This window comes from Plantactinospora sp. CNZ320 (assembly GCF_002846275.1).
In genome coordinates, this window is sequence record NZ_PJMP01000001.1 from 5,114,006 (window position 1) to 5,138,734 (window position 24,729).

The 24,729-nt window shown below is 71.3% G+C and carries 23 protein-coding genes, 1 tRNA gene and 1 pseudogene; 12 read left to right on the plus strand and 13 right to left on the minus strand.

Annotation, left to right across the window (positions count from 1 at the left end):
* Positions 1-68: 68 nt before the first annotated feature.
* Positions 69-872, plus strand: a complete 804-nt coding sequence (locus CLT71_RS22730; protein WP_158242279.1) for a PASTA domain-containing protein — start codon at positions 69-71, stop codon at positions 870-872.
* A 111-nt stretch (positions 873-983) separates the two neighbouring features.
* Here CLT71_RS22730 and CLT71_RS22735 read toward each other — a convergent pair whose 3' ends face one another.
* Positions 984-1,556, minus strand: a complete 573-nt coding sequence (locus CLT71_RS22735; RefSeq protein WP_101368884.1) for a hypothetical protein — start codon at positions 1,554-1,556, stop codon at positions 984-986.
* 318 nt (positions 1,557-1,874) lie between these two features.
* Positions 1,875-2,177, minus strand: a complete 303-nt coding sequence (locus tag CLT71_RS22740; RefSeq protein WP_101368885.1) for a hypothetical protein — start codon at positions 2,175-2,177, stop codon at positions 1,875-1,877.
* A 583-nt stretch (positions 2,178-2,760) separates the two neighbouring features.
* Between CLT71_RS22740 and CLT71_RS22745 the strand changes: the two genes are divergently transcribed.
* Both CLT71_RS22745 and CLT71_RS22750 read left to right on the plus strand, forming a co-directional pair.
* Complete coding sequence (locus CLT71_RS22745; RefSeq protein ID WP_101368886.1) at positions 2,761-3,642, plus strand: Scr1 family TA system antitoxin-like transcriptional regulator; 882 nt, start codon at positions 2,761-2,763, stop codon at positions 3,640-3,642.
* Positions 3,612-3,833 (plus strand): DUF397 domain-containing protein, encoded by a 222-nt coding sequence (locus CLT71_RS22750; protein ID WP_101368887.1) that lies wholly within the window; start codon positions 3,612-3,614, stop codon positions 3,831-3,833. The genes CLT71_RS22745 and CLT71_RS22750 overlap by 31 nt, the downstream gene beginning before the upstream one ends.
* A 39-nt stretch (positions 3,834-3,872) precedes the next feature.
* On the opposite strand, the gene CLT71_RS37085 is transcribed toward CLT71_RS22750, so the two are convergent.
* Complete coding sequence (locus tag CLT71_RS37085; RefSeq protein WP_158242280.1) at positions 3,873-4,019, minus strand: hypothetical protein; 147 nt, start codon at positions 4,017-4,019, stop codon at positions 3,873-3,875.
* 51 nt (positions 4,020-4,070) lie between these two features.
* Here CLT71_RS37085 and CLT71_RS22755 point away from each other — a divergent pair, with 51 nt between their 5' ends.
* Positions 4,071-4,511, plus strand: coding sequence for a hypothetical protein (locus CLT71_RS22755; RefSeq protein WP_101368888.1), 441 nt, complete (start codon positions 4,071-4,073; stop codon positions 4,509-4,511).
* Here CLT71_RS22755 and CLT71_RS22760 read toward each other — a convergent pair.
* Entirely contained in the window at positions 4,479-5,078 is a 600-nt protein-coding gene (locus CLT71_RS22760; protein WP_101368889.1) for a hypothetical protein, read from the minus strand. The genes CLT71_RS22755 and CLT71_RS22760 overlap by 33 nt on opposite strands.
* Before the next feature lie 244 nt (positions 5,079-5,322).
* On the opposite strand from CLT71_RS22760, the gene CLT71_RS22765 reads away from it, so the two are divergent.
* A complete protein-coding gene (locus tag CLT71_RS22765; protein WP_101368890.1) occupies positions 5,323-7,191 on the plus strand; it encodes a S8 family serine peptidase in 1,869 nt (622 codons plus the stop codon).
* A 65-nt stretch (positions 7,192-7,256) separates the two neighbouring features.
* Here CLT71_RS22765 and CLT71_RS22770 read toward each other — a convergent pair whose 3' ends face one another.
* From CLT71_RS22770 to CLT71_RS22795, 7 genes are all read right to left on the minus strand, one after another.
* A complete protein-coding gene (locus CLT71_RS22770; RefSeq protein WP_101368891.1) occupies positions 7,257-8,036 on the minus strand; it encodes a 3-ketoacyl-ACP reductase in 780 nt (259 codons plus the stop codon).
* On the minus strand, positions 8,033-9,427 hold the full coding sequence (locus CLT71_RS22775; RefSeq protein ID WP_199187684.1) for a hypothetical protein: 1,395 nt from the start codon (positions 9,425-9,427) through the stop codon (positions 8,033-8,035). Before CLT71_RS22775 ends, CLT71_RS22770 begins: the two co-directional genes overlap by 4 nt.
* 49 nt (positions 9,428-9,476) lie before the next feature.
* Positions 9,477-12,053, minus strand: a complete 2,577-nt coding sequence (locus CLT71_RS22780) for an ABC transporter permease (protein WP_101368893.1) — start codon at positions 12,051-12,053, stop codon at positions 9,477-9,479.
* Positions 12,047-12,214, minus strand: a complete 168-nt coding sequence (locus tag CLT71_RS37090; RefSeq protein ID WP_158242281.1) for a P-loop NTPase family protein — start codon at positions 12,212-12,214, stop codon at positions 12,047-12,049. The genes CLT71_RS22780 and CLT71_RS37090 overlap by 7 nt, the downstream gene beginning before the upstream one ends.
* A gap of 95 nt (positions 12,215-12,309) precedes the next feature.
* Positions 12,310-13,116: a WecB/TagA/CpsF family glycosyltransferase gene (locus CLT71_RS22785; RefSeq protein WP_101368894.1), complete on the minus strand. Its 807-nt coding sequence runs from the start codon at positions 13,114-13,116 to the stop codon at positions 12,310-12,312.
* A gap of 46 nt (positions 13,117-13,162) precedes the next feature.
* On the minus strand, positions 13,163-14,233 hold the full coding sequence (locus CLT71_RS22790; RefSeq protein WP_101368895.1) for an NAD-dependent epimerase/dehydratase family protein: 1,071 nt from the start codon (positions 14,231-14,233) through the stop codon (positions 13,163-13,165).
* A 112-nt stretch (positions 14,234-14,345) separates the two neighbouring features.
* Positions 14,346-14,428: transfer RNA gene (locus tag CLT71_RS22795), tRNA-Leu, on the minus strand.
* Positions 14,429-14,705: 277 nt separating this feature from the next.
* Between CLT71_RS22795 and CLT71_RS22800 the strand changes: the two genes are divergently transcribed.
* The 7 genes and pseudogenes from CLT71_RS22800 to pknB all read left to right on the plus strand — a co-directional run bounded on the left by CLT71_RS22800 (position 14,706) and on the right by pknB (position 23,645).
* On the plus strand, positions 14,706-15,497 hold the full coding sequence (locus CLT71_RS22800; protein WP_101371703.1) for an FHA domain-containing protein: 792 nt from the start codon (positions 14,706-14,708) through the stop codon (positions 15,495-15,497).
* A 5-nt stretch (positions 15,498-15,502) separates the two neighbouring features.
* A complete protein-coding gene (locus tag CLT71_RS22805) occupies positions 15,503-15,988 on the plus strand; it encodes an FHA domain-containing protein FhaB/FipA (RefSeq protein WP_101368896.1) in 486 nt (161 codons plus the stop codon).
* On the plus strand, positions 15,985-17,403 hold the full coding sequence (locus CLT71_RS22810) for a protein phosphatase 2C domain-containing protein (protein ID WP_101368897.1): 1,419 nt from the start codon (positions 15,985-15,987) through the stop codon (positions 17,401-17,403). The genes CLT71_RS22805 and CLT71_RS22810 overlap by 4 nt, the downstream gene beginning before the upstream one ends.
* 145 nt (positions 17,404-17,548) lie before the next feature.
* The gene (locus CLT71_RS22815) at positions 17,549-18,940 is read left to right on the plus strand and encodes an FtsW/RodA/SpoVE family cell cycle protein (protein ID WP_101371704.1); all 1,392 of its coding nucleotides are present in this window, start codon (positions 17,549-17,551) and stop codon (positions 18,938-18,940) included.
* Complete coding sequence (locus CLT71_RS22820) at positions 18,937-20,442, plus strand: penicillin-binding transpeptidase domain-containing protein (protein ID WP_101368898.1); 1,506 nt, start codon at positions 18,937-18,939, stop codon at positions 20,440-20,442. The genes CLT71_RS22815 and CLT71_RS22820 overlap by 4 nt, the downstream gene beginning before the upstream one ends.
* 1 nt (position 20,443) lies before the next feature.
* Positions 20,444-21,837, plus strand: a pseudogene (locus tag CLT71_RS22825) (serine/threonine-protein kinase).
* The gene (pknB, locus tag CLT71_RS22830) at positions 21,834-23,645 is read left to right on the plus strand and encodes a Stk1 family PASTA domain-containing Ser/Thr kinase (protein ID WP_101368900.1); all 1,812 of its coding nucleotides are present in this window, start codon (positions 21,834-21,836) and stop codon (positions 23,643-23,645) included. Before CLT71_RS22825 ends, pknB begins: the two are co-directional and overlap by 4 nt.
* Before the next feature lie 121 nt (positions 23,646-23,766).
* Here the strand turns inward: pknB and CLT71_RS22835 are convergent, their stop codons facing one another.
* Complete coding sequence (locus CLT71_RS22835; RefSeq protein ID WP_101368901.1) at positions 23,767-24,417, minus strand: aminodeoxychorismate/anthranilate synthase component II; 651 nt, start codon at positions 24,415-24,417, stop codon at positions 23,767-23,769.
* 5 nt (positions 24,418-24,422) lie between these two features.
* Positions 24,423-24,725, minus strand: a complete 303-nt coding sequence (locus CLT71_RS22840) for a hypothetical protein (RefSeq protein ID WP_101368902.1) — start codon at positions 24,723-24,725, stop codon at positions 24,423-24,425.
* Positions 24,726-24,729 lie beyond the last annotated feature (4 nt).

Sequence of the window (24,729 nt, forward strand, 5' to 3'; positions counted from 1 at the left end):
CGCAGCACGTCCCGCCGGATAGGTTGAGCTGGTCCGCCCGGTCCCATCCGATGGCGAGAGGACGTGGCATGGCCGACGATCCGCGGCAGCCTCCGGACGACCGGGGCGTGGACGGCGGCTGGGGCGTACCCGACGACGGCCCACGCCACGGCGAGCCGAGCGATCCACCCAGGCCCGCCGGCCCGCCGACGTCTGCCGGCCCGCCGACGGGCGCCGGTTCGGGGCCGGACGATGCCACCCGGGTCGCCGGGACCCACCGCCAGCCCGGTGCACCGGACGCCACCGTGCCGATGCCGCCCCGCGAGCCCGCCTGGTCGGGCCGGGCCGGAGTGCCGCCTCCCGGCGCGAACCCGCCCCGGCAGCCGCAGCCGGACTGGAACTACGGCGCGGAGGCGGACGACCGGCGCTGGTGGATGCCGATCCTGATCGGAACTGTGGCACTGGTCCTGCTCGGCGTGCTGGTCGTCGCCGGCTGGGCGATCGTCGACGCGAGCCGGCGGGACACCCCCACCTCGCCGTCACCTGTGCCGACCACCTCGGCGGCGCCGACCACGGCCGCGCAGACCACTCCCGCGCCCACCCCGAGCCCCACCCCGGCGGCCACCACCGCGGCACCCGTGCCGCTGCCGCCGCTCGTCGGGCTGAGCCAGGAGGAGGCGGTGGCGGCACTGGAACGGCTGGGGCTGGTCCCCCGGATCCAGCCACGTACCTCCGCCCGGCCGCCCGGCACCGTGCTGGACACCGAGCCGTCGACCGGTACGGAGGTGGAGCCGGGCAGCGAGGTCGTGCTGGTGGTGGCCGAGCCGCCGACCCCGCCGCCGAGCACCGCGCCCGATCCGACCGGCCCGCCACAGCCCACCCCGGACGGCTGATCCGGCGGCGTCCGGACGGGCGGCGACGACGAGCTGGGCCGGCACACCTTCCATCTCGCCCGGAGAGGAGAGGAGAGGAACGGGGACGGCGAGGTGCCCGAACCCGCGCGGTCACCAGTAGCGGCGTCTGGTGCCCACCATGACCAGTCCGACGGCGGAGATGACCAGGCCGAACAGGCCGGAGTACGCCAGCGAGCGCTGGTAGCCCGGCGGCGGTCCGCCGGTGTGGGCGGGGCCGGCCCGCTGTTCCCCGGTGTCGTCAGGCGCTCGGTCCGGGCCGACCGGCGCGGGGTAGCCGGCCCGGTCGTGATCGGGCCCGCCGGCCGGGTCGCCGGCCGGGTCCGGAACGTCGGCGCCGTACTCGTCTTCCCGGTCGTCCTCTTCGTCCCGGTCGCCCTGCGCCGGCAGGCGGTGCCAGGGTTGGACGCGTCGGCCCGGCCATCCCCGCGCGGTGTCGGTGTCGGTGGGAGACGCGGGGGCGGCGGCAGCGCCGTGCCCGGAGGGGGCGGCGAGTCCCGAGTCGGGTTCGGTCCTGGCCGAGTCGGTCTTGCCACGCCCCGACTCGGCCGGCGACGTCGGATTGGCGACCGGCTGCCGTACGGACGCTGGACGCCCGGTGCCGGTGCCGCTCGCACAGCCGGGCAGCCCGACGGTGATCAGGATCAGCAGTACGCTGACCCGCATGCTCCGACACGTCGTCCGGTGTCGGTCGGAGGTCTCAACTGCCATCGGCGGCTCCCAGGTTCGGGGCCCTCGACGACGTGCGGGTCGGTCAAAACGCTGGGGTGGATACGCCCAGTCTAGGGCGCTGCCCGGTGCCGTCGCCCCGCCTTTGCCGCAGATGCGTCCACCGCAGCTGCGTCTGCGGCAGGTGCCTTCGCCGCAGCCGCACCTGCCGCAGGTGCCTTCGCCGCAGCCGCACCTGCCGCAGGTGTCTTCGACCGCAGCCGCGCCCGGCACAGCTGCCTCCGCCGCGGGTGGTGTGGCCGCCGCGGCCGCGTCTCAGCCGACCCGGACCCGCGCGGCCAGTGCGTTGGAGTTGGTGAGCGCGGGCCTGCGGGGCTGCGGGTAGTTACGCCGCGCGGTGTTGGTCTGGAGGTGCCGCAGCCCGTTGATCTGCACGAATATCGACCGTCGCTCGACCGCGTCGCCGCTGGGGTTGAGTTCGTAGCCGTCGAGCCAGACCCAGCCGTGGTAGGTCGGCCAGTCGTGCACCCGGATCACCCGGAAATAGATGGGGTCGGCGAACTGGACGCTCGCCGCGCGGGTCACGTGGAGTACGTCACCGGAGCGGGGAAGGGGCACATCAGCTCCTGTCCGACTGGCGCCGGGCGGGCCGGCGAAAGTGGCGGGCGGGGGTCTGGTGGTGGGTCGGACGCGGTCGTTCGGGGGTGCACCAGGGCCGGTCGTGTGGGGCGTCGGCTGGGGCGATGTGTCGTTGCCACCACATCGCCCCGGCCGACACCTGTCGACTCCGGGACGCGCCAGCCGCCGTAGCGGCCCTGGCATACAGCGGCGGGGGCTCTTACCCCGGAGCGGGGCTCCTCGCCGTACCGCCGGCACGGCCGTCTCCACGGTCAGGCGAGAATGGGGGAGCATTGCGTCGCCTGACCAGAGGGGAACGCTGCGTAGCCCGAGCCATACGGACAGGGTGCATCAAGAACATGATCAATGCAAGTTGCAGTTTGCCCTTTGCTCCGGCATGGCGATAGTGGGTTGGGTGGCGCTTGATGCGCTGCGCGTGGAACCGGCAGACTGGACCCGGTTTAGGCCCCCTGTGGCCGTACAGGGTCATCGCTCCATCCGCCGCGAAAGATCCTCCGCCGATCGGCGGTCACGAAGGCGCGGCGGCAATCCGATTCTCTATTGATCGTCCGGAGGTGACCCGGTGACCGAGCGCCGGAGCCCGACCATCCGCCGCCGTCGGCTCGGCGCCGAGCTGCGCCAGCGCCGGGAGAAGGCCGGAGTCACGATCGAGGCCGTCGCCGAGTTGCTGGAGTGCTCCGCGTCCAAGGTGTCCCGAATCGAGACCGGCCACACCACGGCCACCGTCCGGGACGTGCGGGACATGCTCGGCATCTACGGCGTGACGGGCGCGGAGTGCGACGAGCTGATCCAGATCGCCCGGGAGGCCCGACAGAAGGGCTGGTGGCATCCGTACAGCCCGGTGCTCGCCGGGGCGTACGTCGGGCTGGAGGCGGCGGCCGCCTCGATCCGGGCGTACGAACAGCAGACCGTACCGGGACTTCTGCAGACCGAGGAGTACGCCCAGGCCATGATCCGGTCCGCCCGGCCGGACTGGGTCCCCGAAGAAGTCGACAAGCGGGTCCGTGTCCGGTTGGGTCGTCAGTCGTTACTTGACCCGGACGATCCGATCGATCTGTGGGTGGTGCTCGATGAGGCGGTGATCAGCCGGCCGGTGGGCGGCGACGCGGTCATGCGGGCCCAGTTGGAGCGGCTGGTAGAGGCCGCTGACCTACCGAACGTCACGCTCCAGGTCCTGCCGTTCGAAGCCGGTGCGCACGCCGGCATGGACGGCACTTTCACCATCCTCGGCTTTCCGGAACCGGGTGATCCGGATGTGGTGTACGCCGAAAACGCCACAGGCGGGCTTTTCCTGGAGAAGCGGGATGAGCTGCAGAAATACATATTCATCTTCGATCATATCCGTGCGGCAGCCCTACGCCCGGAGGAGTCCGTCGCGCTGATTTCGAAGTTGGCAGAGGAGCCATTGTGGAAGTGGAGACAAAGGGGTACCGCGTCGACCTGAGCGGGGCAGCCTGGCACAAGAGTTCGCGTAGCGGACCCAATTGTGACAACTGCGTCGAGGTGGCCTTCGCGGGCGGCGCGATCGCGGTACGCGACTCGAAGAACCCGAGCGGGCCCGCCCTGATCTTCACACCCGACGAGTGGGATGCGTTCGTCGGCGGTGCCAAGGACGGCGAATTCGACCTGACCTGATCTGACGGGTCACGAACACCGGCGATCGACCCAGCGCGGTCACCCGGCCAGCGCCGAAGCTGCCCGGATGGCCGCGCTGGCCGCGTCCCGGCCGCCCCACGCCCGGACGCTGGCCGCCCGACGACCGAGGGCTGGCCGTCGCCGGTGACCGGCCGGGTCGTTGTACCAGACGGTGAGAGTCGGCATGACCGACCCGCCCGCAGGGGGTTCGCAAACCGAGCGAGGCAGGCGAGACGGATGACGATCGGGTCGGAAAATCTGGGCAACGGTTCCGCCAAGTCGGAACGGTTCGGCGGCAAGTACCGGGGTGCCCGCAGGGACAGCGGCGCCACGGTGGAGGAGGCGCCGGTCGACACCAACCTCGGCCCGGCCGAGGGCGCCCCGGCGGAGCGGGTCTCCGAGCTGGGTGCGAGCCTGGCCGCGGTGCCGCCGGAGCGTGCGCCGACGCTGCCGTCGCTGGACATGGGCGGCCTGACCGAGCCGGTCTTTCCGCCGGCCGGCTGGCCCGACACCCCGCCGACCGAGCCGCTCGTCGACCACCCACTGCTGCGCGGGCTGCTGCTGGAACTGCCGCCCAAGGGCAGCGTCCCGAACTCGCTCTGGCTCGACCGCTGGTTCGAGGCCGCCCGGGCGATCCTCGAACTGCTATACGTGCAGGACGCCAGCCGGACGCGATGACCGCGACCGTAGGGTGACCGCCCGCTCCACCAGGCGGCTGTGCCGCAGCGCGTGCCGTACCCCGATGGTGGCGACCGCGAGCACCGCCACGGTGAGCACCAGGCCGATCATGCCCGGATCGGTCAGCGGCACCAGACCGGTGGCGGTGACCAGTGCCGGCAGCATGACCAGACCGGTCACCTGCACCGGCAGGGCGATCATCGGGTGCGCGGCGGCGGCGCGCAGCGCGGGCGGGGCCGGGGTCTCCGGCGCCGAGGCGAAGGCGCCCGCGCCGGCCCAGATCTGTCGCAGCCGGCGTACGGTCACCGCCGCGACGACGACCGCGGGCACCGCCGGCAGCGCGAGCCCGGTGGCGGTACGGTCGGCGAGCGTCGGCTCCGCCTCCACCAGCCCGGCCAGCAGTACCCCGGCCAGCCCGGCCAGGCCGGCGCCGACCAGCCCGAGGAGCAGTCCGGTACGCCGGCGCAGCGGTCGCGCTGCCCGCAACTGCGGCAGCCCCTCGACGACGAGACCAGCCGCGAGCCAGACGGCGGCGATCGCGAGCAGGATGGCGAGATCGGTGTACATGCCATCAGCCTTGCCCGATTTCGGCTCCGGCGAATCCGGGGCCCGCCCCACCGATCCCCGGAGAAGCCACCCGTAGGGGGTGCGACGACGACGCAGGCAGCGACGACCATCTTTCCGCAGAGATAGAACGTTCGGGATCTACTGTTCGGCAGGGCTTCTGACTAGTGTCAGCTCGATCGGTCGTGCTGACCCGCCATCCAACGGGGGCGGGCGGTCGTGCACCGATCGGAGGGGAGGAGGGGAGATGAGTCTCCCTCGTAGGTCCGTAGTCGTCGGAGTGTCCACTCTGGCCATGATCGCCGCTGCCGCCGTGCCGGCCGCCGCGGCTCCACCGGAAGCGCCGGTCCGGGGCGTCGGCAGCGCGAATGCCGTCGCCGACAGTTACATCGTGGTGTTCAAGGACACCGCGGTCGCCCGTACCAACGTGTCGACGACGGCCCGGGGCCTGATCGGCAAGCACGGCGGCAAGGTGGGCCGCACCTACAGCGCCGCACTGCGGGGCTTCGAGATCAGCACCACCGCGCGGGCCGCGCGGCGGATCGCCGCTGACCCGAGCGTGGCGTACGTCGAGCAGAACAAGACGTTCCAGGTCAGCGGTACCCAGCCGAACCCCCCGTCCTGGGGCCTCGACCGGATCGACCAGCGCAACCTGCCGCTGAACAGCTCGTACACGTACCCGAACACGGCGTCGAACGTGAACACGTACGTCATCGACACCGGAATCCGGTTCAGCCACAACGAGTTCGGCGGCCGGGCGGTCAGTGGGTTCGACGCGATCGACGGCGGTACGGCCGACGACTGCCACGGGCACGGCACGCACGTCGCCGGTACCGTCGGCGGCAGCTCGTACGGGGTGGCCAAGTCGGCCCGGATCTACGGCGTACGCGTGCTGAACTGCTCCGGCAGCGGCACCACCGCCCAGGTGGTGGCCGGGATGGACTGGGTGACCGCGAACGCGGTACGCCCGGCCGTGGCCAACATGAGCCTCGGCGGCTCGGCGGACAGCGCCATCGACACCGCGGTCAACAACTCCATAAACGCCGGCATCACCTACGTGGTCGCGGCCGGCAACGGCAACACCCTCGGTGTACGGCAGGACGCCTGCAACTACTCCCCGGCCCGGGTGCCGAACGCCATCACGGTCGGCGCCACCCAGAACAACGACGCGGCGGCGAGCTTCTCCAACTACGGCACCTGCGTCGACATCCTGGCGCCGGGGGTCGGGATCACCTCCGCCTGGTACAACAGCAACACCGCGACCAACACCATCAGCGGTACCTCGATGGCGTCGCCGCACGTGGCCGGCGCGGCGGCGATGGTGCTCTCCACCAACCCCACCTGGACGCCGCAGCAGGTCCGCGACCACCTGGTGAACAACTCCACCCCGAACGTGGTGACAAACGTGGGCACCGGCACCCCGAACCGGCTGCTCTACGTGGTCAACGAGGCGCCGGCAAACGACTTCTCGGTCTCGGTCTCGCCGGGCACCGGGTCGACGACGCCGGGCGGTTCGGTGTCGGCCACCGTCGCCACCGCCACCACTGCCGGCTCGGCGCAGTCGGTGACCTTCTCGGCGAGCGGCCTGCCGAGCGGTGCCACCGCCACGTTCAGCCCGGCCACGGTCACCTCGGGTGGCTCGGCCACGCTGACCATCGCCACCTCCGCCGCCACCCCGCCGGGGACGTACCCGCTGACCATCACCGGTACCGGGACGTCGGCGACCCGGAGCACCCCGTTCACGCTGACGGTGACCGGCAGCAGCAGCGGTTGCACGGCCGGCAACACGGCCGACGTGGCCATCCCGGACACCAACGTCAACGTGACGAGCGGGATCACCATCTCCGGCTGCAACCGGAACGCCTCCAACACCTCCACGGTGGCCGTGCAGATCGTGCACACCTACCGGGGTGACCTGGTCATCGACCTGATCGCTCCGGACGGCAGCAGCTACCGGCTGAAGAACAGCAGCATCTTCGACGGTGCCGACAACGTGAACGCGACGTACACCGTCAACCTCTCCGGCGAGACGGCCAACGGTCTCTGGCGGTTGCAGGTGCGGGACGTCTACTCCGGCGACACCGGCTACATCAACGCCTGGACCCTCACCCTCTAGGCTTTCCTGCAAGGAAGGGCCCCTTCTTATCGCTTTTTGTATAAGAAGGGGCCCTTCCTTGCACCTCAGAGGGTGCGGAGGTGGAAACCGCCGTCCACGTTGATCACCTCGCCGGTGCTGAACGGGAGCAGGTCGGTGGCGACCGCCACGACGGCCCGGCCGACGTCGTCGGGTTGTCCCCAGCGCCGGATCGGGGTCAGCCCCTGGTTGAAGATGAGATCGTCGTACCTGGCCTTGACCGGGCCGGTCATGTCGGTCTCGATCACGCCGGGCCGGATCTCGTAGACGTTGATCCCGTACTCGGCCAGCCGGGCGGCGTAGAGCTGGGCGGTCATCGCCAGGCCGGCCTTGGTGACGCAGTAGTCGCCCCGGTTGACGCTGGCCGTGTACGCGCTCATCGACGACATCACCACGATCTTCGGCCGTTCCACCAGCCCGGCGGCCTGCTGCGCGATCATCGTGTTGGCGACGATCTGGATCAGGAAGTACGGCCCCTTGAGGTTGATGCCGACCAGCCGGTCGAAGGACTCCTCCCCGGCCTCCAGCAGGTCTGCCCGGACGCTCGGCGCGACCCCGGCGTTGCTGACCAGCAGGTCGATCCGGCCGAACGCCGCGATCGTCTCGTCGACCAGGCGCTGCCGGTCCTCGGCCCGGGAGACGTCGGCCCGGACCAGGTGGGCCCGGCTGCCCCGGGCCTCGACCTCCTTGCCGACATCTGCCGCCGCGTCGGCGTTGCTGGCGTAGTTGACCACCACGTCGTGGCCGGCGCCGGCCAGCGCGAGCACCACGCCGCGACCGATCCCCCGCGACCCGCCGGTCACCACCGCCACCGGGCGGCCGGTCACGCCTTCGCCCCGATCAGGCCGAAGAAGGTGTAGTACGGCTCGTCCCGGGCGATCCGCTGGAGATAGAGGGCCAGTTCCCGGGCGTGGTAGTCGCCCCACATGCTCGACTCGCCGTTCGGCACCCGCTGCCCGGCCGGTACGTGGTCCCAGCCGTTGGGCCGGTGGTAGACCGAGTGCAGCAGCAGGCCCTGGTGGCGGGCGTCGGTGCTCAGGTACGGCTCGCCGAAGAGCGTGTCGGCGACGGTCAGCCCGGCCTGCCAGTACTTCCGCCCCTCTTCGGTCCGGCCGGCCCGGTCGAGGTGGCGGCCGAGCCGGAGCAGCCCCTGCGCCCCGATCGCCGCAGCCGAGGAGTCCACCGGCTCGTGCGCGTTGTACGGGTCGGCCGGCCGGTCCAGGTAGTCGCCGAGGTGGACCAGGCCGGGCGCGCCGGTGTCCCAGTACGGCACGCCGTCGGTGGGGGTGTGCGCGAGGTAGAAGTCGCAGGTGGCGGTGGCCGCCTTCAGCATCGTCGCCTCGATCTCGGCCCGGCCACCGTACGGGGCCAGTTCCTCGTCGGGCACGATCGCGAGGAATTCGAGCTGCTCCGGGAAGCCGAGCATCGCCCAGGCCAGTCCCCGGGTCCAGGTGCTGAAGGGCGAGTACCCCTGCTGGGTGCTCGGGCAGCGGTAGCTGCCGTCGTTCACGTTGAAGATCGACTCGTGCGCGGTCCGCCCGAGGATGTCGTAGCTGTCCCGGCCCTCGCCGTAGTAGACGTTCCACCGGGCAGTGTTGCCGGCGTGCTCGACCAGTCGGCGCAGCAGCGAGATCCGCTCGTCCCGCTCGCCCATCAGCACGTGCCCGAGCAGGTGTGACACGGCGAGCGCCCGGCAGGACCGGATGGTGTCGACGAAGAGCGACTGCGGCCCGTTGAACGAGTAGACGTAGCCGGTGCCGTCCGCCGTGGTACGCCAGCGGGCCGCCTGGACCGCGCCGGTCAGCTTGAGCGCCAGCTCGTAGAAGTCCCGCTCGGCGCGGTCGGCCGGGATCCGCCCCTCGTTCATCAGCCGCCACAGGTTCCCGTACGTGCTGACGTTGTTGAACCCGTGGTCGTGTACGCCGATGTGGCTGACGTGGCTGGCCATCACCGCGACGGTCTGCTCCCGCCCGGAGTCGAGGAACCGCCGCTCGCCGGTGGCGTCGAACTGGAGCAGCGCGGAGCCGTACTGGAAGCCCTGGGTCCACTCGGTCCAGCCCCGCGCGGTGTACTGCCCGTCGACGGTGAAGACCGGCGAGGCGGCGCCGGGCGGGCAGGTCTTCTCGATCGAGTCGATTTTCTGGGCGGAGGCGTCCCAGAGTCGTTCGATCTTGGGTAACAGCGCGGACGGGGTCAGGCCCTGGTCGATCCTCATCATCGGCCCAGCATAGGAAAGCGCTATCCCGAGCGACAGGGGGGACTCGGCCCTACTCCCGCATCCCCGCGAGCCGCGCGGCCGGGGTACGCAGTGCCAGCACCGTCGGCACCACGCTGGCCAGTACGGCGGCGAGCAGGCACCCCGCCGCGATCAGCGTGATCGGCAACCACGGCACGCTCACCTGCGGCTGCGCCACCAACTCGGCCAGCCGGGCCCGCAGCCCCGCCAGCATCGCGGCGGCCACCAGCCCGGCGAGCGCCGTGCCGGCGAGCCCCACCAGCACCGCCTCCAGCCCGACCATCCGCAGCACCTGCCCGGGAGTCGCCCCGGTCAACCGCAGCACCGCCAGCTCCCGTCGCCGGTCGTTCGTCGCCATCACCAGCGTGTTCGCGATCGCGATGCCTGTGTAGAGCAACGCCATCCCGAGCACCGCCAGCAGCGCCACCCGGTTCCGCTCGTACTGCACGGCGTCCCCCACCACCAGGTGCTCGGCGGTGGGCAGCACCCGCCCGCCACCGGCGACGGCCGCCGCGTCGAGCGCCACCGGGTCGCCGCCGTCCAGGTAGACGACGTCGGCGCCGCCGCCCGGCCGGTGCGCCCGGCCCAGCTCCCAGGGCAGCAGCAGGGTTCGGTCCAGGTCGATCGAGTCGACGAGTACGGCCACCACCCGCAGGCGCACCTCGGTCGAGTCGGCGAGCCACACCTGGACCCGCTCGCCCACTTGCCAGCCCATCGAGCGACTCACCGCCACCGTGTCGGTACCGGTCAGCCCGTCGAGCGACCCCGCCACCACAGGCAGTCGCAGTACCCGGTCCAGCCCCGCACCTACATACCGGGCGGAGTACTCCTCGGGGTAGTCGTCGCTGCGCACGTACACCTCGGTCTGCCGGCTCGGCACGGCGGCGCGTACCCCGGTGACCCGGCCCAGTGCCGCGACCGTCGGCTCGGCGAACCCGACCGGGCCGCTCGCGGTCGCCACCGCACCCGCGATGACCCGCTCCCGAGCGGAACTCTGCTCGGCCTGCCAGAGCGTCGCGGTCAGCGGCAGCGTGGTGGCCGCGATGCCGACGGTGACCAGGATCGGCCCGGCGGTGGCGGAGGTACGGCGCAGCGCGCCCGACGCACTCGACCGGGCGATCGCGCCGGTGGGCCCCCACAGCAGGACGCCGAACAGCGGCACCAGCACCCGGATCAGCACCGGCGCCAGCAGCCCGGCGGCGGCCAGGCCCAGCTGGGCGACCAGCATCACCATGGCCAGCCCGTCCGAGACCCCGATCTCCGGCAGCACGGCGAGCAGCAGCACCGCGCCGCCGAGGAAGAGCAGTCCGAACAGCCACCGCCCCCAACCCATCACCCGGGTGTCGACCGACGCCTCCCGCAGCGCCTCGATCGGGCGTACCCGGGCCGCCCGCCGGGCCGCGACCCCGGCGCCGAGCAGGGCGACCAGCAGACCCGCCCCGGACGCCGCGAGCAGCGGCCAGAGGACGAACCGGGCGGTGAAGTCCTCCGGCGCGAACCCGGACCGGGCCAGCCAGTGCGCGTACGGCGGCGCGGTGACCAGGCTCAGCAGGCTGCCGGCCAGCCCGGCCAGTACCCCGACGAGTACCGCCTCGCCGAGCACCAGCCGGCGGATCTGCCGGGGCGTGGCACCCGTGGTACGCAGCAGGGCGAACTCGCGCCGGCGCTGGGCGACCGCGAACGAGAAGGTACCGGCGACCACGAAGACCGAGACGAAGATCGCCACCCCGGCGGTGGTACCCAGCAACGACGCCGCGATCGCCAGCTCCTCGCCGTCCGGATCCGGCTCGGCGGCCCGCCGGTCGTCACCGGTGAGCACCCGGAACCCGGGCGCGGCGGCCCGGACCCGCGCGGCCAGCGCGCCGGTGGAGATCCCGTCGCCGGCCCGCAGTGCCACGGCGGTGATCCGATCCCCGGCCAGCTCGGCGGCGGCCCGGTCGGTGATGAAGACGACGACCGGCGCCTCCCCGTCGTCCACCCGCCCTGCGCCGCCCGGCCCGTCCCTCTTCACCGGCCCGTTCCCGCCGCCCGGCCCGTTCCCGTTCTCCGGCGTGTCGGGTGTTGCGGTCGGCGGGGTCAGGACGCCGCTGACGGTGAACGTCCGTGGCCCGTCCGGGGTCTGCACCGGGATCCGGTCACCCGGCCGGTGCCCGCCCGGCGAGGCGGCGACCAGTTCACCGTCCACAGTAGGCGGCTCACCCACCAGCGGGCCGTACCCGCCGAGTGCCGAGACCGACCAGGGGCGGGCGATTCCCGCCGTACCGGCCAGATCCACCGGGACCTGACGGTCGGGTACCGCCGCGACGACCCCCGGCACCGTACCCAGCCGGGCCGCCAACTCGACCGGCACCGGCCGCGAGTACGCCGTGTCCGTGGTCGAGGTGTACCGCTCGTCGCCGGTACCCGTGGTGACACTCACCGACCTCGGTCCGGCCACCACCACGTCGGCGTTCCGGTACCACTCGGTGGCCCGGTCCGGACCGCTGACGCTGGACGCCAGGGCGAGCCCGGTGGTGGCGAGCAGGCAGACGCCGAGACCGAGCGCGACGAAGGTACCCACGAACGCGGTCCAGCGGCTCCGGAACGTCTGGCCGGCGAGCGTCAGCACGGCGCGACCCGCGACAGCGTGCTCCTGGCGGAACCCGACGGACCCGTCGGCACCGTGTACGGGCCGGTCCCGAAGCCGAGCGTCATCCGGTCAAGCGCGGTCACCGCGCCGCCGCCCGAGCCGTACCGTCTGCCGACCTCCGCCAGCCGCACCGCGTCCATAGCGGGAAGTCAATCGGACCGGGCACCCCGGGACACTCCCGGCGACCGGCCTTTCCCGGGTAGGGGCAGCCCTACCTCCGCCGCGTCCGGGCCGGTCAGACCGCGAAGCTGGCCGGGCGGTCGTTCGCCGGAGCCGGCGGGTTGGCCTTCCAGATGCCGAGCCGCTGCGCGGTCAGCCGGGCCACGTACGCCGGGTTGAGCACCATGTACCGGTGGAAGAGGCGCTTCGGCTCCAGACCGAACCGCCACAGCCACTCCAGCCCCACCCGCTGCATCCACGGTGGAGGCTTGCGGAGCAGGCCGGCGTGGTAGTCGAAGGCCGCCCCGACCGCCATCAGCGGCATGTCCAGCAGCGGTCGCATCGCGTACGCGAAGACCTCCTGCCGGGGACAGCCGAGCCCGACGAGTACGAGCCGGGCGCCGGAGGCGCGGATCCGGTCGGCGATCTCGGCGTCCTCGCCCGGGCGGGCCGGCCGGAACTTCGACGACTCCACCCCGGCGATCTTCAGGGCCGGGAACATCCGCTCCAGTTCCGGGATCAGCCGGGCCAGGGTCTCGTCGGTGGAGCCGTAGAGATAGACCGGCATGCCCTCGTCGGCGAACCTGGCCAGCACGCTGAGCGTCAGGTCGGGGCCGTAGACCCGCTCGGCCAGGGCGGCGCGGTGCAGCAGGTTGAGCGCCCAGCGCACGGGCTGGCCGTCCGGGGTGACCACGTCGAAGGCGTTGAGCCGGGCGTTGTGCGCCGGGTCGAGCACCCCGGTCATCACCCCGTGCACGGCCAGCGCGGTCAACGCCATCGACCGGCGCTCCCGCCCGGCGGACACCACCTGCTCGGTCGCGGCCTCGTAGTCGATCGCGTCGACAAGTACGCCGAGGACGTTGCGCTTACCCCGCGAGATCACAGTCTCCCCCTGCCCCGCTGGTCGCCGTCCTCACGGCTGGAAAGGTTCACCGCGGTATCCACTTGTCGACGTTGGCGTCGTAGATCTCCTGGAGGATCATCGGCACGTCGTAGATCTGCTTCCAGTGCGGGTAGTCACGCTGGAAGGCGGCGTTCGAGCCGATCCACCACTGGTGGTCGCCGACCCGGTTGGCCTCGTGGTATTCGGTGACCATCTGCTCCCCGGTGATCTGCTCGGCCAGCGCGAACGCCTCCAGGTGCGAGCAGTTCGAGTGCCGACCGCCGCCGAGGTTGTAGACCGCCGCCGAGCGGGGCTCCCGGAAGAACGCCTCGAAGGCCGCGACCACGTCGTGGCTGTGGATCGCGTCCCGGACCATCTTCCCCTTGTACCCGAAGATCTTGTACGTCCGGCGCTCCATGTTGCAGCGCATCACGTAACCGAGGAAGCCGTGCAGTTCGGTGGCGGAGTGCGCCGGGCCGGTCAGCGTGCCGCCCCGGAAGCAGGCGGTCTTCATGCCGAAGTAGCGGCCGTACTCCTGCACCATCACGTCGGCGGCGACCTTGGAGGCGCCGAAGACCGAGTGCAGTGAGCCGTCGATCGACATGTCCTCCTTGATGCCGTCGAAGTACGGGTGGTCGGCCGCGAGTTCCCAGCGGGTCTCCTGCTCGATCAGCGGGAGGCTGTTCGGCCGGTCGCCGTAGACCTTGTTGGTGGAGCAGTGGATCACCGGCGCGTCGATGCAGTGCTCACGGACGTTCTGCAGGACGTTGAGGGTGCCGCCCGCGTTGACGTCGAAGTCGGTGAACGGGTCACGCAGGGCCCAGTCGTGCGAGGGCTGCGCCGCGGTGTGGATCACCACGCCGATGTCCCGGCCGTACCGCCTGAAGATCTCCGCCAGCGCGTCCCGGTCGCGGATGTCGACGTCGTGGTGCGTGTACGCGTCGCCGAGGTCACTGGTGAGCCGCAGTACGTTCCACGCGGTGGAGGCCTCGGCGCCGAAGAAGCGTCGCCGCATGTCGTTGTCGATTCCGACCACGTCGAGGCCGAGCCCGGCGAAGTGCCGAACCGCCTCGGAGCCGATCAGGCCGCCGGATCCGGTCACCAACGCGACTGTCACACGCACTCCTGGGTTGCCCTTGGGTCGGAAAACCACCGGAGCATAGCGCGGTGGCGCCTTTGCCCCAATATGAACGAGGGGCCCCGTGTCACCACGGAGCCCCTCGAAGCGGTGGGGAAGGGGGGAGTTGAACCCCCACGCCCTTTCGGGCACACGGACCTGAACCGTGCGCGTCTGCCATTCCGCCACTTCCCCTTGCGAGGCGTGACCCGCGTCGCCCCGTGCCCTCTCGACGAGAGGCCCGGGACAACCCGACTCATCCCCCCGAGTGCGCCACAGGACAATAACAATCGTCTCCGGAGCCCACTCTTCGGCATGTGCCGGGACATACTACGCTGTCCCTACTGCCGCTGTGGGCGTTACCGCCCGCAGCGGATGGAAGAGTAGCACGACTATCCCGGCCGCTGAGGAGAGGCCGGCAGCAGGCGGCCGAGCGGCGTGCGAGCCGCACGTGCGGCGGCCGGATACCATCATGTCCTCGGAACCCGAGGAGGAGCCGGTGAGCGTGCTGCAACGCTTTGAGAAGCGTCTGGAGGGCCTGGTCGAGGGGGCCTTCGCAAAGGTGTTCAAAGGGGTCGTGCACCCCGTCGAGATCCTCAACGCGATGCAGCGGGAGGCAGAGGCGCACAAGGCGATCCTCGCCGGTGGGCGCACTCTGGTACCCAACCGCTACGTGATCGATCTCTCGCCGTACGACCACAGTCGGCTGGCGCCGTACGCCGCCGCGCTGGCCCAGGAACTGGCCCAGTCGCAGGCGGAGTTCATCGGCGAGCAGGCGTGGACCGTCTACGGCGACGTCATCGTCGAGATCGAGCGCGGGGACGGCCTCGACACAGGGATGTTCCGGGTCACCGCCGAGGTCTACACCGGTGGCGACGTGGCACCGGTGCACTCCTCGCCATACGACCAGCAGCCCGGCGGCTACCCGCCGTACGACCAGGGCGGCGGCTACGGCCCACCGCCCGGGCACGGTGCCGGCGGCCGCAACATCCGGCTGGTCTCCGGTGACGGCCGTACCTATCCGTTGCAGATGGGTTCGACCGTGATCGGCCGGGGCGACCAGGCGAACCTGCGGCTGCCGGATGTCGGCATCTCCCGCCGGCACGCCCGACTCGACTTCGACGGCGCCCAGGTGGTGCTCACCGACCTCGGGTCGACGAACGGCACTATGGTCAACGGGCAGCGGGTCTCCGCCGTGGCGCTCAACCCGGGCGACATGATCCAGCTCGGCACCACCACCCTGACCTTCCGCGTGGACGGCTAACCACCTTGCCCCCATTCGTCATCACCGTTGCCCGGATCGGTTTCATCGTCCTGCTGTGGATCTTCGTCTTCACGGTGGTCGGAGTGATCCGTCGGGACCTCTTCGCCGGCGCGAGGTCCAGTCGCCTCGTCGCCGCGCCGCGCGGGGTGGGGGCCGCGGCGCTGGGACAGAACAAACCGGCGAAGGTCAAACGGGGCCGGGCGGCGCACCAGTTGGTCGTGACCGCGGGTCAGCTCGCCGGCACACGAATAACGCTCGGCGAAGCGCAGATCACCATCGGCCGGGCGGAGGACTCGACGCTGGTGATCACCGACGACTACGCCTCGGCCCGGCACGCCCGGCTCGTGCCGCGCAACGGGCAGTGGTACGTCGAAGATCTCGGCTCGACTAACGGGACCTACCTCGATCGCGCTAAGGTCACCGGACCTACCCCCGTCCCCCTCGGCGTGCCGATCCGGATCGGCCGCACTTCTCTCGAATTACGGCCATGACTCTGACCATGCGTTACGCGGCGCACAGCGACCGCGGGCTGATCCGAGACGGCAACCAGGATTCCGTCTATGCCGGGCCGCGGCTTCTCGCCGTGGCCGACGGCATGGGCGGGATGGCCGCCGGTGACGTCGCCAGCAACATCGTCATCGGTGCCATGGCCCCGCTCGACGAGGACGTCCCGGGTGACGCCCTCGTCGATGCGCTGCGATCGGCCGTGGACACCGCCAACCAACAGTTGCGCGACACGGTGGACGCCAATCCGCATCTCGAGGGGATGGGCACCACGCTCACCGCTCTGCTCTTCTCGGGCAGCAAGATCGGCATGGTGCACATCGGTGACTCCCGCGCCTACCTGCTCCGTGACGGCGAGTTCGCCCAGATCACCAAGGACGACACGTACGTCCAGATGCTCGTCGACGAGGGCCGGATCAGCCTGGAGGAGGCGAGCAGCCACCCGCAGCGGTCGCTGCTCACCCGCGCGCTGGACGGCCGCGACATCGACCCCGAATACTCCGTACGCCAGGTGCGTACCGGTGACCGCTACCTGATCTGTAGCGACGGGCTCTCCGGCGTGGTGAGCGCGGAGACCATCGGCGAGACGCTGCGCAACATCAAGGACCCCCAGGCGTGCGTCGAGCGGCTGGTGCAGCTCGCGCTCAGGGGTGGCGGCCCGGACAACATCACCGTGATCATCGCGGACGCCAGCGACCAGGACATCCTGGAGGCGGCCCCGATCGTCGGCGGTGCGGCGTCCCGGGACCGGGGCATGGCGACCTCGGCCGACGACTCGACGCCGGCCGCCCGGGCCTCGGCACTCTCCCCGCCGCGTCCGGCCTCGCCGGAGCAGAACGAGCCCGAACCCTCCGCCGACGACGAGTCCGAGCGCCCCCGTCGGCGCCCGCTGCGCACCGCCGTACTCGTGGTGGCGCTGCTCGGGGTGGTCGGCGCCGGACTCTGGTTCGGCTGGGACTACAGCCAGCGGCAGTACTACGTCGGTGCCACCGACGACGGCCAGCTCGCGGTCTTCCAGGGCATTCCGGGCCGGATCGCCGGGCTCGAACTGTCGAACGTGCACGCGACCAGTCCGACGAAGCTGGACGACCTGACCGACGCCGCCCAGGAGCAGGTGAGGCAGGGCATCCAGGCCGACGACGAGCCGGACGCGGAACGCCGGCTCGCGGAGCTGACGAACGAGGACCCCGGCAACCCCAACCTGAAGCCGCTCTGCCAGCCGAGCGCCACCCCCATCCCCATCCCCACGCCGAGCGCCACCCCGCCGGCCACGACCGCACCCACTCCTACCCCCGGCCAGACCGTGCAGGCGACCGCCACCCCGGCGGACACGCCCGACGCGCCACCGTCCGACCCGATCCCGCCGGTCACCGACCCCGCGGGATGCCGGTCGATCGAGTGAGCGTCAGCTCCGACGATCCGAGGGAACTCACGTGACCGCCCCGCCTGGATCGGCATCGACGCCCGCACCCACGGGCGAGCTGCCACGTGTCCGAGTCGCCGCCAGGTCCAGGCGGAACGCCGAACTGGCACTGCTGCTGCTGGCCATGGTCGTCGTCGCGGCGTACGCGGCGACGGCCGAGGCGAACCTGCTCGACACGGTGACCTTCGACTTCTGGGTACCGATCGCGTCGATCACCGCCGTCTTCCTGGCGATCCACGTGGTGGTCCGGTTCCTGGCGCCGTACGCCGATCCGGTGCTCGTGCCGGCGGTCGCCCTGGTCAACGGTCTCGGCGTCGCCTTCCTGCGCCGGCTGGACCTGGGCCGGGCCACCCCGGACGAGCGGGCCGACCTGACCATGTTCTCCGGCACCGGCGGGCGGCAGCTCGCCTGGACGCTGCTCTCGGTGGCGCTCGCCGCCGGGCTGCTGGTGCTGATCCGCGACCACCGGGCGATCAGCCGGTACGCCTACACGCTGGTGCTGGCCGGCATCGTACTGGTGATCACCCCGGCCCTGCTGCCCGCCAAGTACTCGCAGGTCAACCCGCAGTCGGACGCCAAACTCTGGATCAGTTTCGGCGGGTTCACCATCCAGCCCGGCGAGTTCGCCAAGCTGGCCCTGCTGGTCTTCTTCGCCTACTACCTGGTCCGCAAGCGCGAGGTGCTCTCGCTGGCCAGCCGGCGCTTCCTCGGCATCGACTTCCCCCGTGGCCGGGACCTCGGCCCGGTCATCGTGGTCTGGCTGATCAGTCTCGCGGTGCTGGTCTTCCAGAAGGACCTCGGCACCTCGCTGCTCTACTTCGGCATGTTCGTGGTCACCCTCTACATCGCCACCGAACGGGTCAGCTGGCTGATCATCGGTCTGCTGCTCTTCTTCGGCGGTGCCGTGCTCGCCTGGTACCTCGGCGGTGTGGTCGGTGGGCCCTTCGCCAGCTTCTACACCCGGGTGGACATCTGGCTCGACCCGTACGGCGACCCGTACGGCACCGGCTGGCAGACCCTCCAGGGACTGCTCGGGCTGGGTACCGGTGGGCTATTCGGAACCGGCCCCGGCGCCGGGCAGCCGACGGAGATCCCCGAGGTGCACACGGACTTCGTCTTCGCCGGCCTGGGTGAGGAGATCGGCCTGTTCGGGCTCTCCGCCCTGCTGGTGGTCTACCTGTTGATCATCGAGCGGGGGCTGCGGGCCGCCCTGGCCGTCCGCGACTCGTTCGGCAAGCTGCTCGCCGGCGGACTCTCCTTCACCGTCTGCCTCCAGCTCTTCGTGATCATCGGCGGCGTCAGCGGCCTGATCCCGCTCACCGGCCAGACCACGCCGTTCCTCTCCGCCGGTGGTTCGTCGCTGATGGCGAACTGGCTGCTGGTCGCGGCCCTGCTCCGGATCTCCGACGCGGCGCGCCGGCCGGTCGACTCCGCTTCCCCGGCCCGGCCCAGCGGGGTACCCGCCGGACCGCCGGCACAGTTGCACGGCGCCCAAACGGAGGTGATCAGACCGTGAACGCACCGTTGCGCCGGGTGGGTGTCGTCGTGATGGTCCTGTTCGGCCTGCTCTTCGTCAACCTCAACTACGTACAGGCGTACAAGGCTGACGAATATCGCAACAGCGACTACAACGGCCGGGTCCAGGTCGCCGAGTACGAGCGCAAGCGCGGGATCATCGAGGCCGGCGGTACGCCCCTGGCGACCAGCAAGGAGACCAGCGGCAAGCTGAAGTTCCTCCGCACCTACCCCAAGGGCGAGGTGTACGCGCACGCCCTCGGCTACAAGCCGGTCAACCTGGCCGAGACGGGCATCGAGAAGAGCGAGAACGAGTTCCTCGCCGGCACCAGCGACCAGCTCTTCGGTGACCGGGTGCGGGACCTCTTCACCGGCAACCAGACGGCCGGCGGGAACATCCTGCTCACCCTCTCGCCCCGGGCCCAGGAGGTCGCCTACCGGGAGCTGGCCAACAACCGCAGGAACGCGGTCAAGGGCGCGGCGGTGGCGATCGACCCCACCACCGGGGCGATCCAGGCGCTCGTCTCGATGCCGAGCTTCGACCCGAACCCGCTCGTCGACCACAACACCGAGCAGGCCGAGGCCGCGTACAACCAGCTCGACGCCGCCAAGGACGGGCCGCTGAAGAACCGCGCGCTCTCCGAGAGGTTCCCGCCGGGCTCCACCTTCAAGGTCATCATGGCGGCCGCCGCGCTGGAGAACGGGTACGAGCCCGGCACCCGGATCCCGGCCGGTCCGAGCTACCTGGCGCCGACCGCCGGCGAGCCGATCCGCAACGCGGCGCCGAGCATCTGCCCCCAGGCCCAGGTGACCCTGAACACGGCGTTGACCGACTCCTGCAACACCGGCTTCGCCCAGCTCGGGGTCAAGCTCGGCGCCGACAAGCTCAAGGACGAGGCCAGGCAGTTCGGCTTCGAGGACGACGAGCTGGCGGTCGGCCGGCTGAACGGTTCGGGCCAGAAGGTGGCGGCCAGCCGTACCGGCGAGATGACCACCCCGGACGGCAAGGACGACCCGCCGCAGGTGGCCCAGTCCTCCATCGGGCAGAACAGCGTCCAGATGACCCCGTTGCAGGGCGCGCTGATCGCGGCCACTGTCGCGAACGACGGGCGGCAGATGCGGCCGTACCTGGTGCAGCAGCAGCTTGGCCCGGACCGCACCACCGACTACTACACCGCGGTTCCCAAGGAGCTGCGCGAGCCGGTCAGCGCCGACGTGGCCAGCCAGCTCGAAGAGATGATGGTCAGCGTGGTGCAGAACGGCAGCGGCACCAACGCGAGGATCAACGGCTACCGGGTCGGCGGCAAGACCGGGACCGCCGAGAACGGCGGAACCAACCCGGACCACGGCTGGTTCATCGGGTTCGCGATCAACAGCGCCGGCAAGCCGATCTCGGCGGTCTGCGTCTTCCTGGAGAACGCCGGCGAGGGCGGCAGCGGCGAGGCGGCACGGATCAGCCAGCAGATCATGCGGGCGGTCATCACCGACCGGGGAGGCCGCTGACATGCTGAAGCCCGGAGTGCTGCTCGGTAACCGGTACCGCCTCGACGAGCGGATCGCCGGTGGCGGCATGGGCGACGTGTGGCGGGGCACCGACGAGGTGCTCGGCCGTACGGTGGCGGTCAAGATCCTGCTGCCGGCGTTGCTGGACGAACCGGGCTTCGCCGAGCGGTTCCGGGGCGAGGCCCGGACCATGGCCACCATCAACCACCCGGGCGTGGTGGACGTCTACGACTACGGCAGCGACCAGCAGATCGCCTTCCTGGTGATGGAGTACGTCGAGGGCGACGCGCTCTCCCGGACGCTGAGCCGGGTCGGCCGGCTCACCCCGGCCCGCACCATGGCACTTGTCGCGCAGGCTGCCGACGCGTTGCAGGCCGCACACGACAAGGGCATCGTGCACCGGGACGTGAAGCCGGGCAACCTGCTGGTCCGGCCGAACGGCACGCTGGTGCTGACCGACTTCGGCATCGCCCGCTCGGCCCTGGTCGGCCAGCTCACCGCCGCCGGTTCGGTGCTCGGTACGGCGTCGTACATCTCGCCGGAGCAGGCGGCCGGCGAGGTCGCCACCGCCTGCTCGGATGTGTACGCGCTCGGCGTGGTCGCGTACCAGTGTCTTGCCGGCCGGCGGCCGTTCGAGGGCAACAGCGCGATCGAGATCGCCATGAAGCACGTACGGGAGACTCCCCGGCAGCTTCCCGGCGACATCCCGCCGGCGATCCGGGCGATCGTCGAGCGGTCGATGGCGAAGGACCCGAAGGCCCGCTGGCAGAGCGCCGCCGAGTTGGCCGCGGTGTCCCGGCAGGCCGCCGCCACGATCGGGATGGCGAACCAGCCCGGCCGGCCGGTCACGGCGCTGCCGGTGCCGCCGCAGCGCTCCGCGCCGCCGCCGCCCGCGCCCGTGATGCCACCCCGGCCGACCTCGGTCCCGCCCGCGCCCCGGGTGCCACCGGGTGCCGCGCGGGTGGCACCGCACGCGCCGCACTCGCCGGCCGCCGCGCCGCTGGCCCGCCCGCCGGCCGGTACGGCGCCGGTCGGGCCCGCCGGCTACAACCGGGGCGCGGCCCCGGTGCCGCAGCCGGTCCGGCCCCGGCCGGAGGCCGCATACTCGTACCCGGGGCGTCCGGCCGTACCACCGCCGTCGCCCGGGAACCGCTCGTTGCTGATCGCGCTCTTCGTTGTGCTGGGCCTGCTGGTACTGATCTGCTCGGGCGTGATTGCCTTCAACTGGAAAGAGAACCAGAACACAAGCGGCATGTCAGCGCCCCAGGCGGCGATATCGGAATTCCGGCCGGAAGCCGGACGCGACGCACCAACCGGTGCGTCGTACCGTCAGGTGGAACGGAACGGATACCCCGGCGGGGTGACCAGATGAGCGAAGGACGACAGACGAGATGACGGCGCAGGCCCGCCTGCTGGGTGGCAGGTACCAGGTCGGCGAGCTGCTCGGTTACGGCGGCATGGCCGAGGTGCACCGCGGGCGCGACCTCCGGCTCGGCCGCGATGTCGCGATCAAGATGCTTCGTACCGATCTGGCCCGCGACGACACCTTCCAGATGCGTTTCCGGCGGGAGGCGCAGAACGCCGCGTCGCTCAACCACCCCGCGATCGTCGCCGTCTACGACACCGGTGAGGAGATTGCCCCCACCGGTGAGACCCTGCCGTTCATCGTCATGGAGTTCGTCAACGGCCGGACGCTCAAGGAGGTGCTCGCCGCCGAGGGGCGGTTGATGCCCCGGCGGGCCCTGGAGATCACCGCCGACGTCTGCGCCGCGCTGGAGTTCAGTCACCGGCACGGCATCATCCACCGGGACATCAAGCCCGGCAACGTGATGATGACCCAGACCGGCCAGGTCAAGGTGATGGACTTCGGCATCGCCCGGGCACTGGCCAGCGGCGCCACCACGATGACGCAGACCAGCGCGGTGATCGGTACGGCCCAGTACCTCTCGCCCGAGCAGGCCCGGGGCGAGGCGGTGGACGCCCGGTCGGACGTCTACGCCGCCGGATGTGTGCTCTTCGAACTGCTCTGCGGCCATCCGCCGTTCGTCGGTGACAGCCCGGTCAGCGTCGCCTACCAGCACGTACGGGAAGATCCGCCGTCACCGAGCGACCTCAACCCGGACGTCACCCCGCCGATCGACGCGATCGTGCTCAAGGCGCTGTCGAAGAACCCGCTCAACCGCTACCAGAGCGCGGCCGAGATGCGCGCCGACCTGCTCCGCGCCGCCGCCGGCCGGCCGGTGATGGCCACTCCGGTGCTGCGCGAGGACGAGACGATGGCGATGTCGCACGCGGCGACCACTCGCCAGATCCAGGTCGGTGGAGGCCGGCCGATGCCGCCGGCCCGGGTCGGTGACGCGCGGCGCCGCAGGGCGTCCGCCTGGGTGATCGCCACACTGAGCGGCCTCGGGGTGCTCGCGGTGATCGCCCTGGTCGCCGCGCTGATGCTCAACAACGAGAACGACCCGGGCGCCACGGCAAGCGTCGAAGTGCCGAACGTGGTCGGCAGCACCGAGGCGGCGGCCCGGAACGCCCTCGAACAGGCGGAGTTGACCGCCAAGGTCGGTGACCCGGACACCAGCGAGGACTGCAAGGTGGGGCAGGTCACCTCGCAGAGTCAGGCGCCGACCACCAAGGTCGACGCGGGTACCGAGGTGGAGATCCGGATCTGTGCCGGCCCCGGCACCGTGGCGGTTCCGGCCGGGCTGATCGGCGGCACGTTCGAGTCCGCCGAGATCCGGCTCAAGGAGCAGGGTCTGGTGGTCGTGCGCACGGACGTGAACAGTGGCCAGAACAAGGGCACCGTCACCGCCGTCGACCCGGCCGAGGGCAGGAAGGTCCCCAAGGGCTCCAAGGTGACGGTTTCCGTCTCCCGGGGCAACGTCGTCGAGGTGCCGAGGGTCCTCGGCCTGCAGGAGGACGAGGCGCGGGAACAGCTGGACAGGGCCGGCTTCCGGGTAAAGGTCGTCGACGGTGAGCCGGTCCCGCCGGCCGAGGCCGGTGAGGTGACCAAGCAGAACCCGAGCGCCGGGGAGAAGCGGGCGACCGGCACCACCGTGACGATCACCGTCAGCGTGGCCGAGGAGGACGACCCGGATCCCCCGACCCCCACCGGCTCGCCAACCGGTCCGGGCGACGGCGGCGGGGGTGGCGGCGGACTGTTCCCGCCGGTGAACCCGCCGGTCACCCGACCCGAACGGTGATCGCGGCGCGCCGGGGCTGACCTCGACGTGCTCGGGCCACCCCGGCGGAATCACCCCGGGGTGGTCGGCGACCACGTCGACGGCTTGCGGCCGTGACGCGGACGCAGCGCGTCACACCGGCTCAGACCGTGACGAAGGCGGACCGGCGCCGGGCGTCGACCTCGGCGGCCAGCGCGGGAGCCCGGTCCAGTGCCGCCGGCAGGCCGCAGCCGGCGAGCCAGTTGGCGAGCATCAGATGGCCGCCCTCGGTCAACACCGACTCGGGGTGGAACTGCACCCCCTCGACCGGCAGCTCGCGGTGCCGCATCGCCATCACCACGCCCGACTCGGTCCAGCCGGTGACCTCGATCTCCGCCGGCAGGGTCTCCGGAAGTACGGCGAGCGAGTGGTAGCGGGTCGCGGTGAACGGATCCGGCAGCCCGGCCAGTACGCCCACGCCCCGGTGCAGGACCTCGGACGTCTTGCCGTGCAAAAGTTCGGGTGCCCGTTCGACCGTTCCACCGAAGGCGGCGCCGATGGCCTGGTGGCCGAGGCAGACGCCGAGGATCGGCAGCCGGCCGGCGTACTCGCGGATCACGTCGAGGCAGACGCCGGCCCGGTCCGGAGTACCGGGGCCGGGCGAGAGCAGCACTCCGGCCACGTCCAGCCGGCCCACCTCGGCGAGGTCGATCTCGTCGTTGCGGCGTACCTCGCAGTCGGCGCCGAGCTGGCCGAGGTACTGCACGAGGTTGAAGACGAACGAGTCGTAGTTGTCGATCACGAGGACACGCATCGGGCCTACCTGGTCGGGCTCGGGGGCGGAGTGTTGTTCCGGGTGGTGTCGTACGGCAGATCGTGCTCGTCGCCGGGCGGCTCGTCACCGACACCCGGGTTCTCGCCGTCGACTCCCGGCTCACCGGCCGGCGCTCCGGGAACTCCGTTGTCCTGGGTCACCTGTACGTCGTCGAACGGCAGCAGCGGCTCGGCCCACGGGAAGACGACGTACCAGAGCAGGGCGAGCAGACTCGCCACGATCAGCAGCGAGCCGATCAGCTTGCCCGGAATCCCGTACGGCAGCTTGCGCCAGATCCACGCGTACATGGCG

Bases quoted from the DNA above. Each gene is read 5' to 3' on its own strand.
- CLT71_RS22765 (WP_101368890.1), top strand. From the start codon at position 5,323: ATGAGTCTCCCTCGTAGGTCCGTAGTCGTCGGAGTGTCCACTCTGGCC.
- CLT71_RS22775 (WP_199187684.1), bottom strand. From the start codon at position 9,427: ATGATGAGGATCGACCAGGGCCTGACCCCGTCCGCGCTGTTACCCAAG.
- CLT71_RS37085 (WP_158242280.1), bottom strand. From the start codon at position 4,019: ATGCCGACTCTCACCGTCTGGTACAACGACCCGGCCGGTCACCGGCGA.
- CLT71_RS22760 (WP_101368889.1), bottom strand. From the start codon at position 5,078: ATGTACACCGATCTCGCCATCCTGCTCGCGATCGCCGCCGTCTGGCTC.
- CLT71_RS22815 (WP_101371704.1), top strand. From the start codon at position 17,549: ATGGTCGTCGTCGCGGCGTACGCGGCGACGGCCGAGGCGAACCTGCTC.
- CLT71_RS22755 (WP_101368888.1), top strand. From the start codon at position 4,071: ATGACGATCGGGTCGGAAAATCTGGGCAACGGTTCCGCCAAGTCGGAA.
- CLT71_RS37090 (WP_158242281.1), bottom strand. From the start codon at position 12,214: ATGGACGCGGTGCGGCTGGCGGAGGTCGGCAGACGGTACGGCTCGGGC.
- CLT71_RS22800 (WP_101371703.1), top strand. From the start codon at position 14,706: ATGTCCTCGGAACCCGAGGAGGAGCCGGTGAGCGTGCTGCAACGCTTT.
- CLT71_RS22840 (WP_101368902.1), bottom strand. From the start codon at position 24,725: ATGTACGCGTGGATCTGGCGCAAGCTGCCGTACGGGATTCCGGGCAAG.
- CLT71_RS22730 (WP_158242279.1), top strand. From the start codon at position 69: ATGGCCGACGATCCGCGGCAGCCTCCGGACGACCGGGGCGTGGACGGC.
- CLT71_RS22810 (WP_101368897.1), top strand. From the start codon at position 15,985: ATGACTCTGACCATGCGTTACGCGGCGCACAGCGACCGCGGGCTGATC.
- CLT71_RS22835 (WP_101368901.1), bottom strand. From the start codon at position 24,417: ATGCGTGTCCTCGTGATCGACAACTACGACTCGTTCGTCTTCAACCTC.
- pknB (WP_101368900.1), top strand. From the start codon at position 21,834: ATGACGGCGCAGGCCCGCCTGCTGGGTGGCAGGTACCAGGTCGGCGAG.
- CLT71_RS22735 (WP_101368884.1), bottom strand. From the start codon at position 1,556: ATGCGGGTCAGCGTACTGCTGATCCTGATCACCGTCGGGCTGCCCGGC.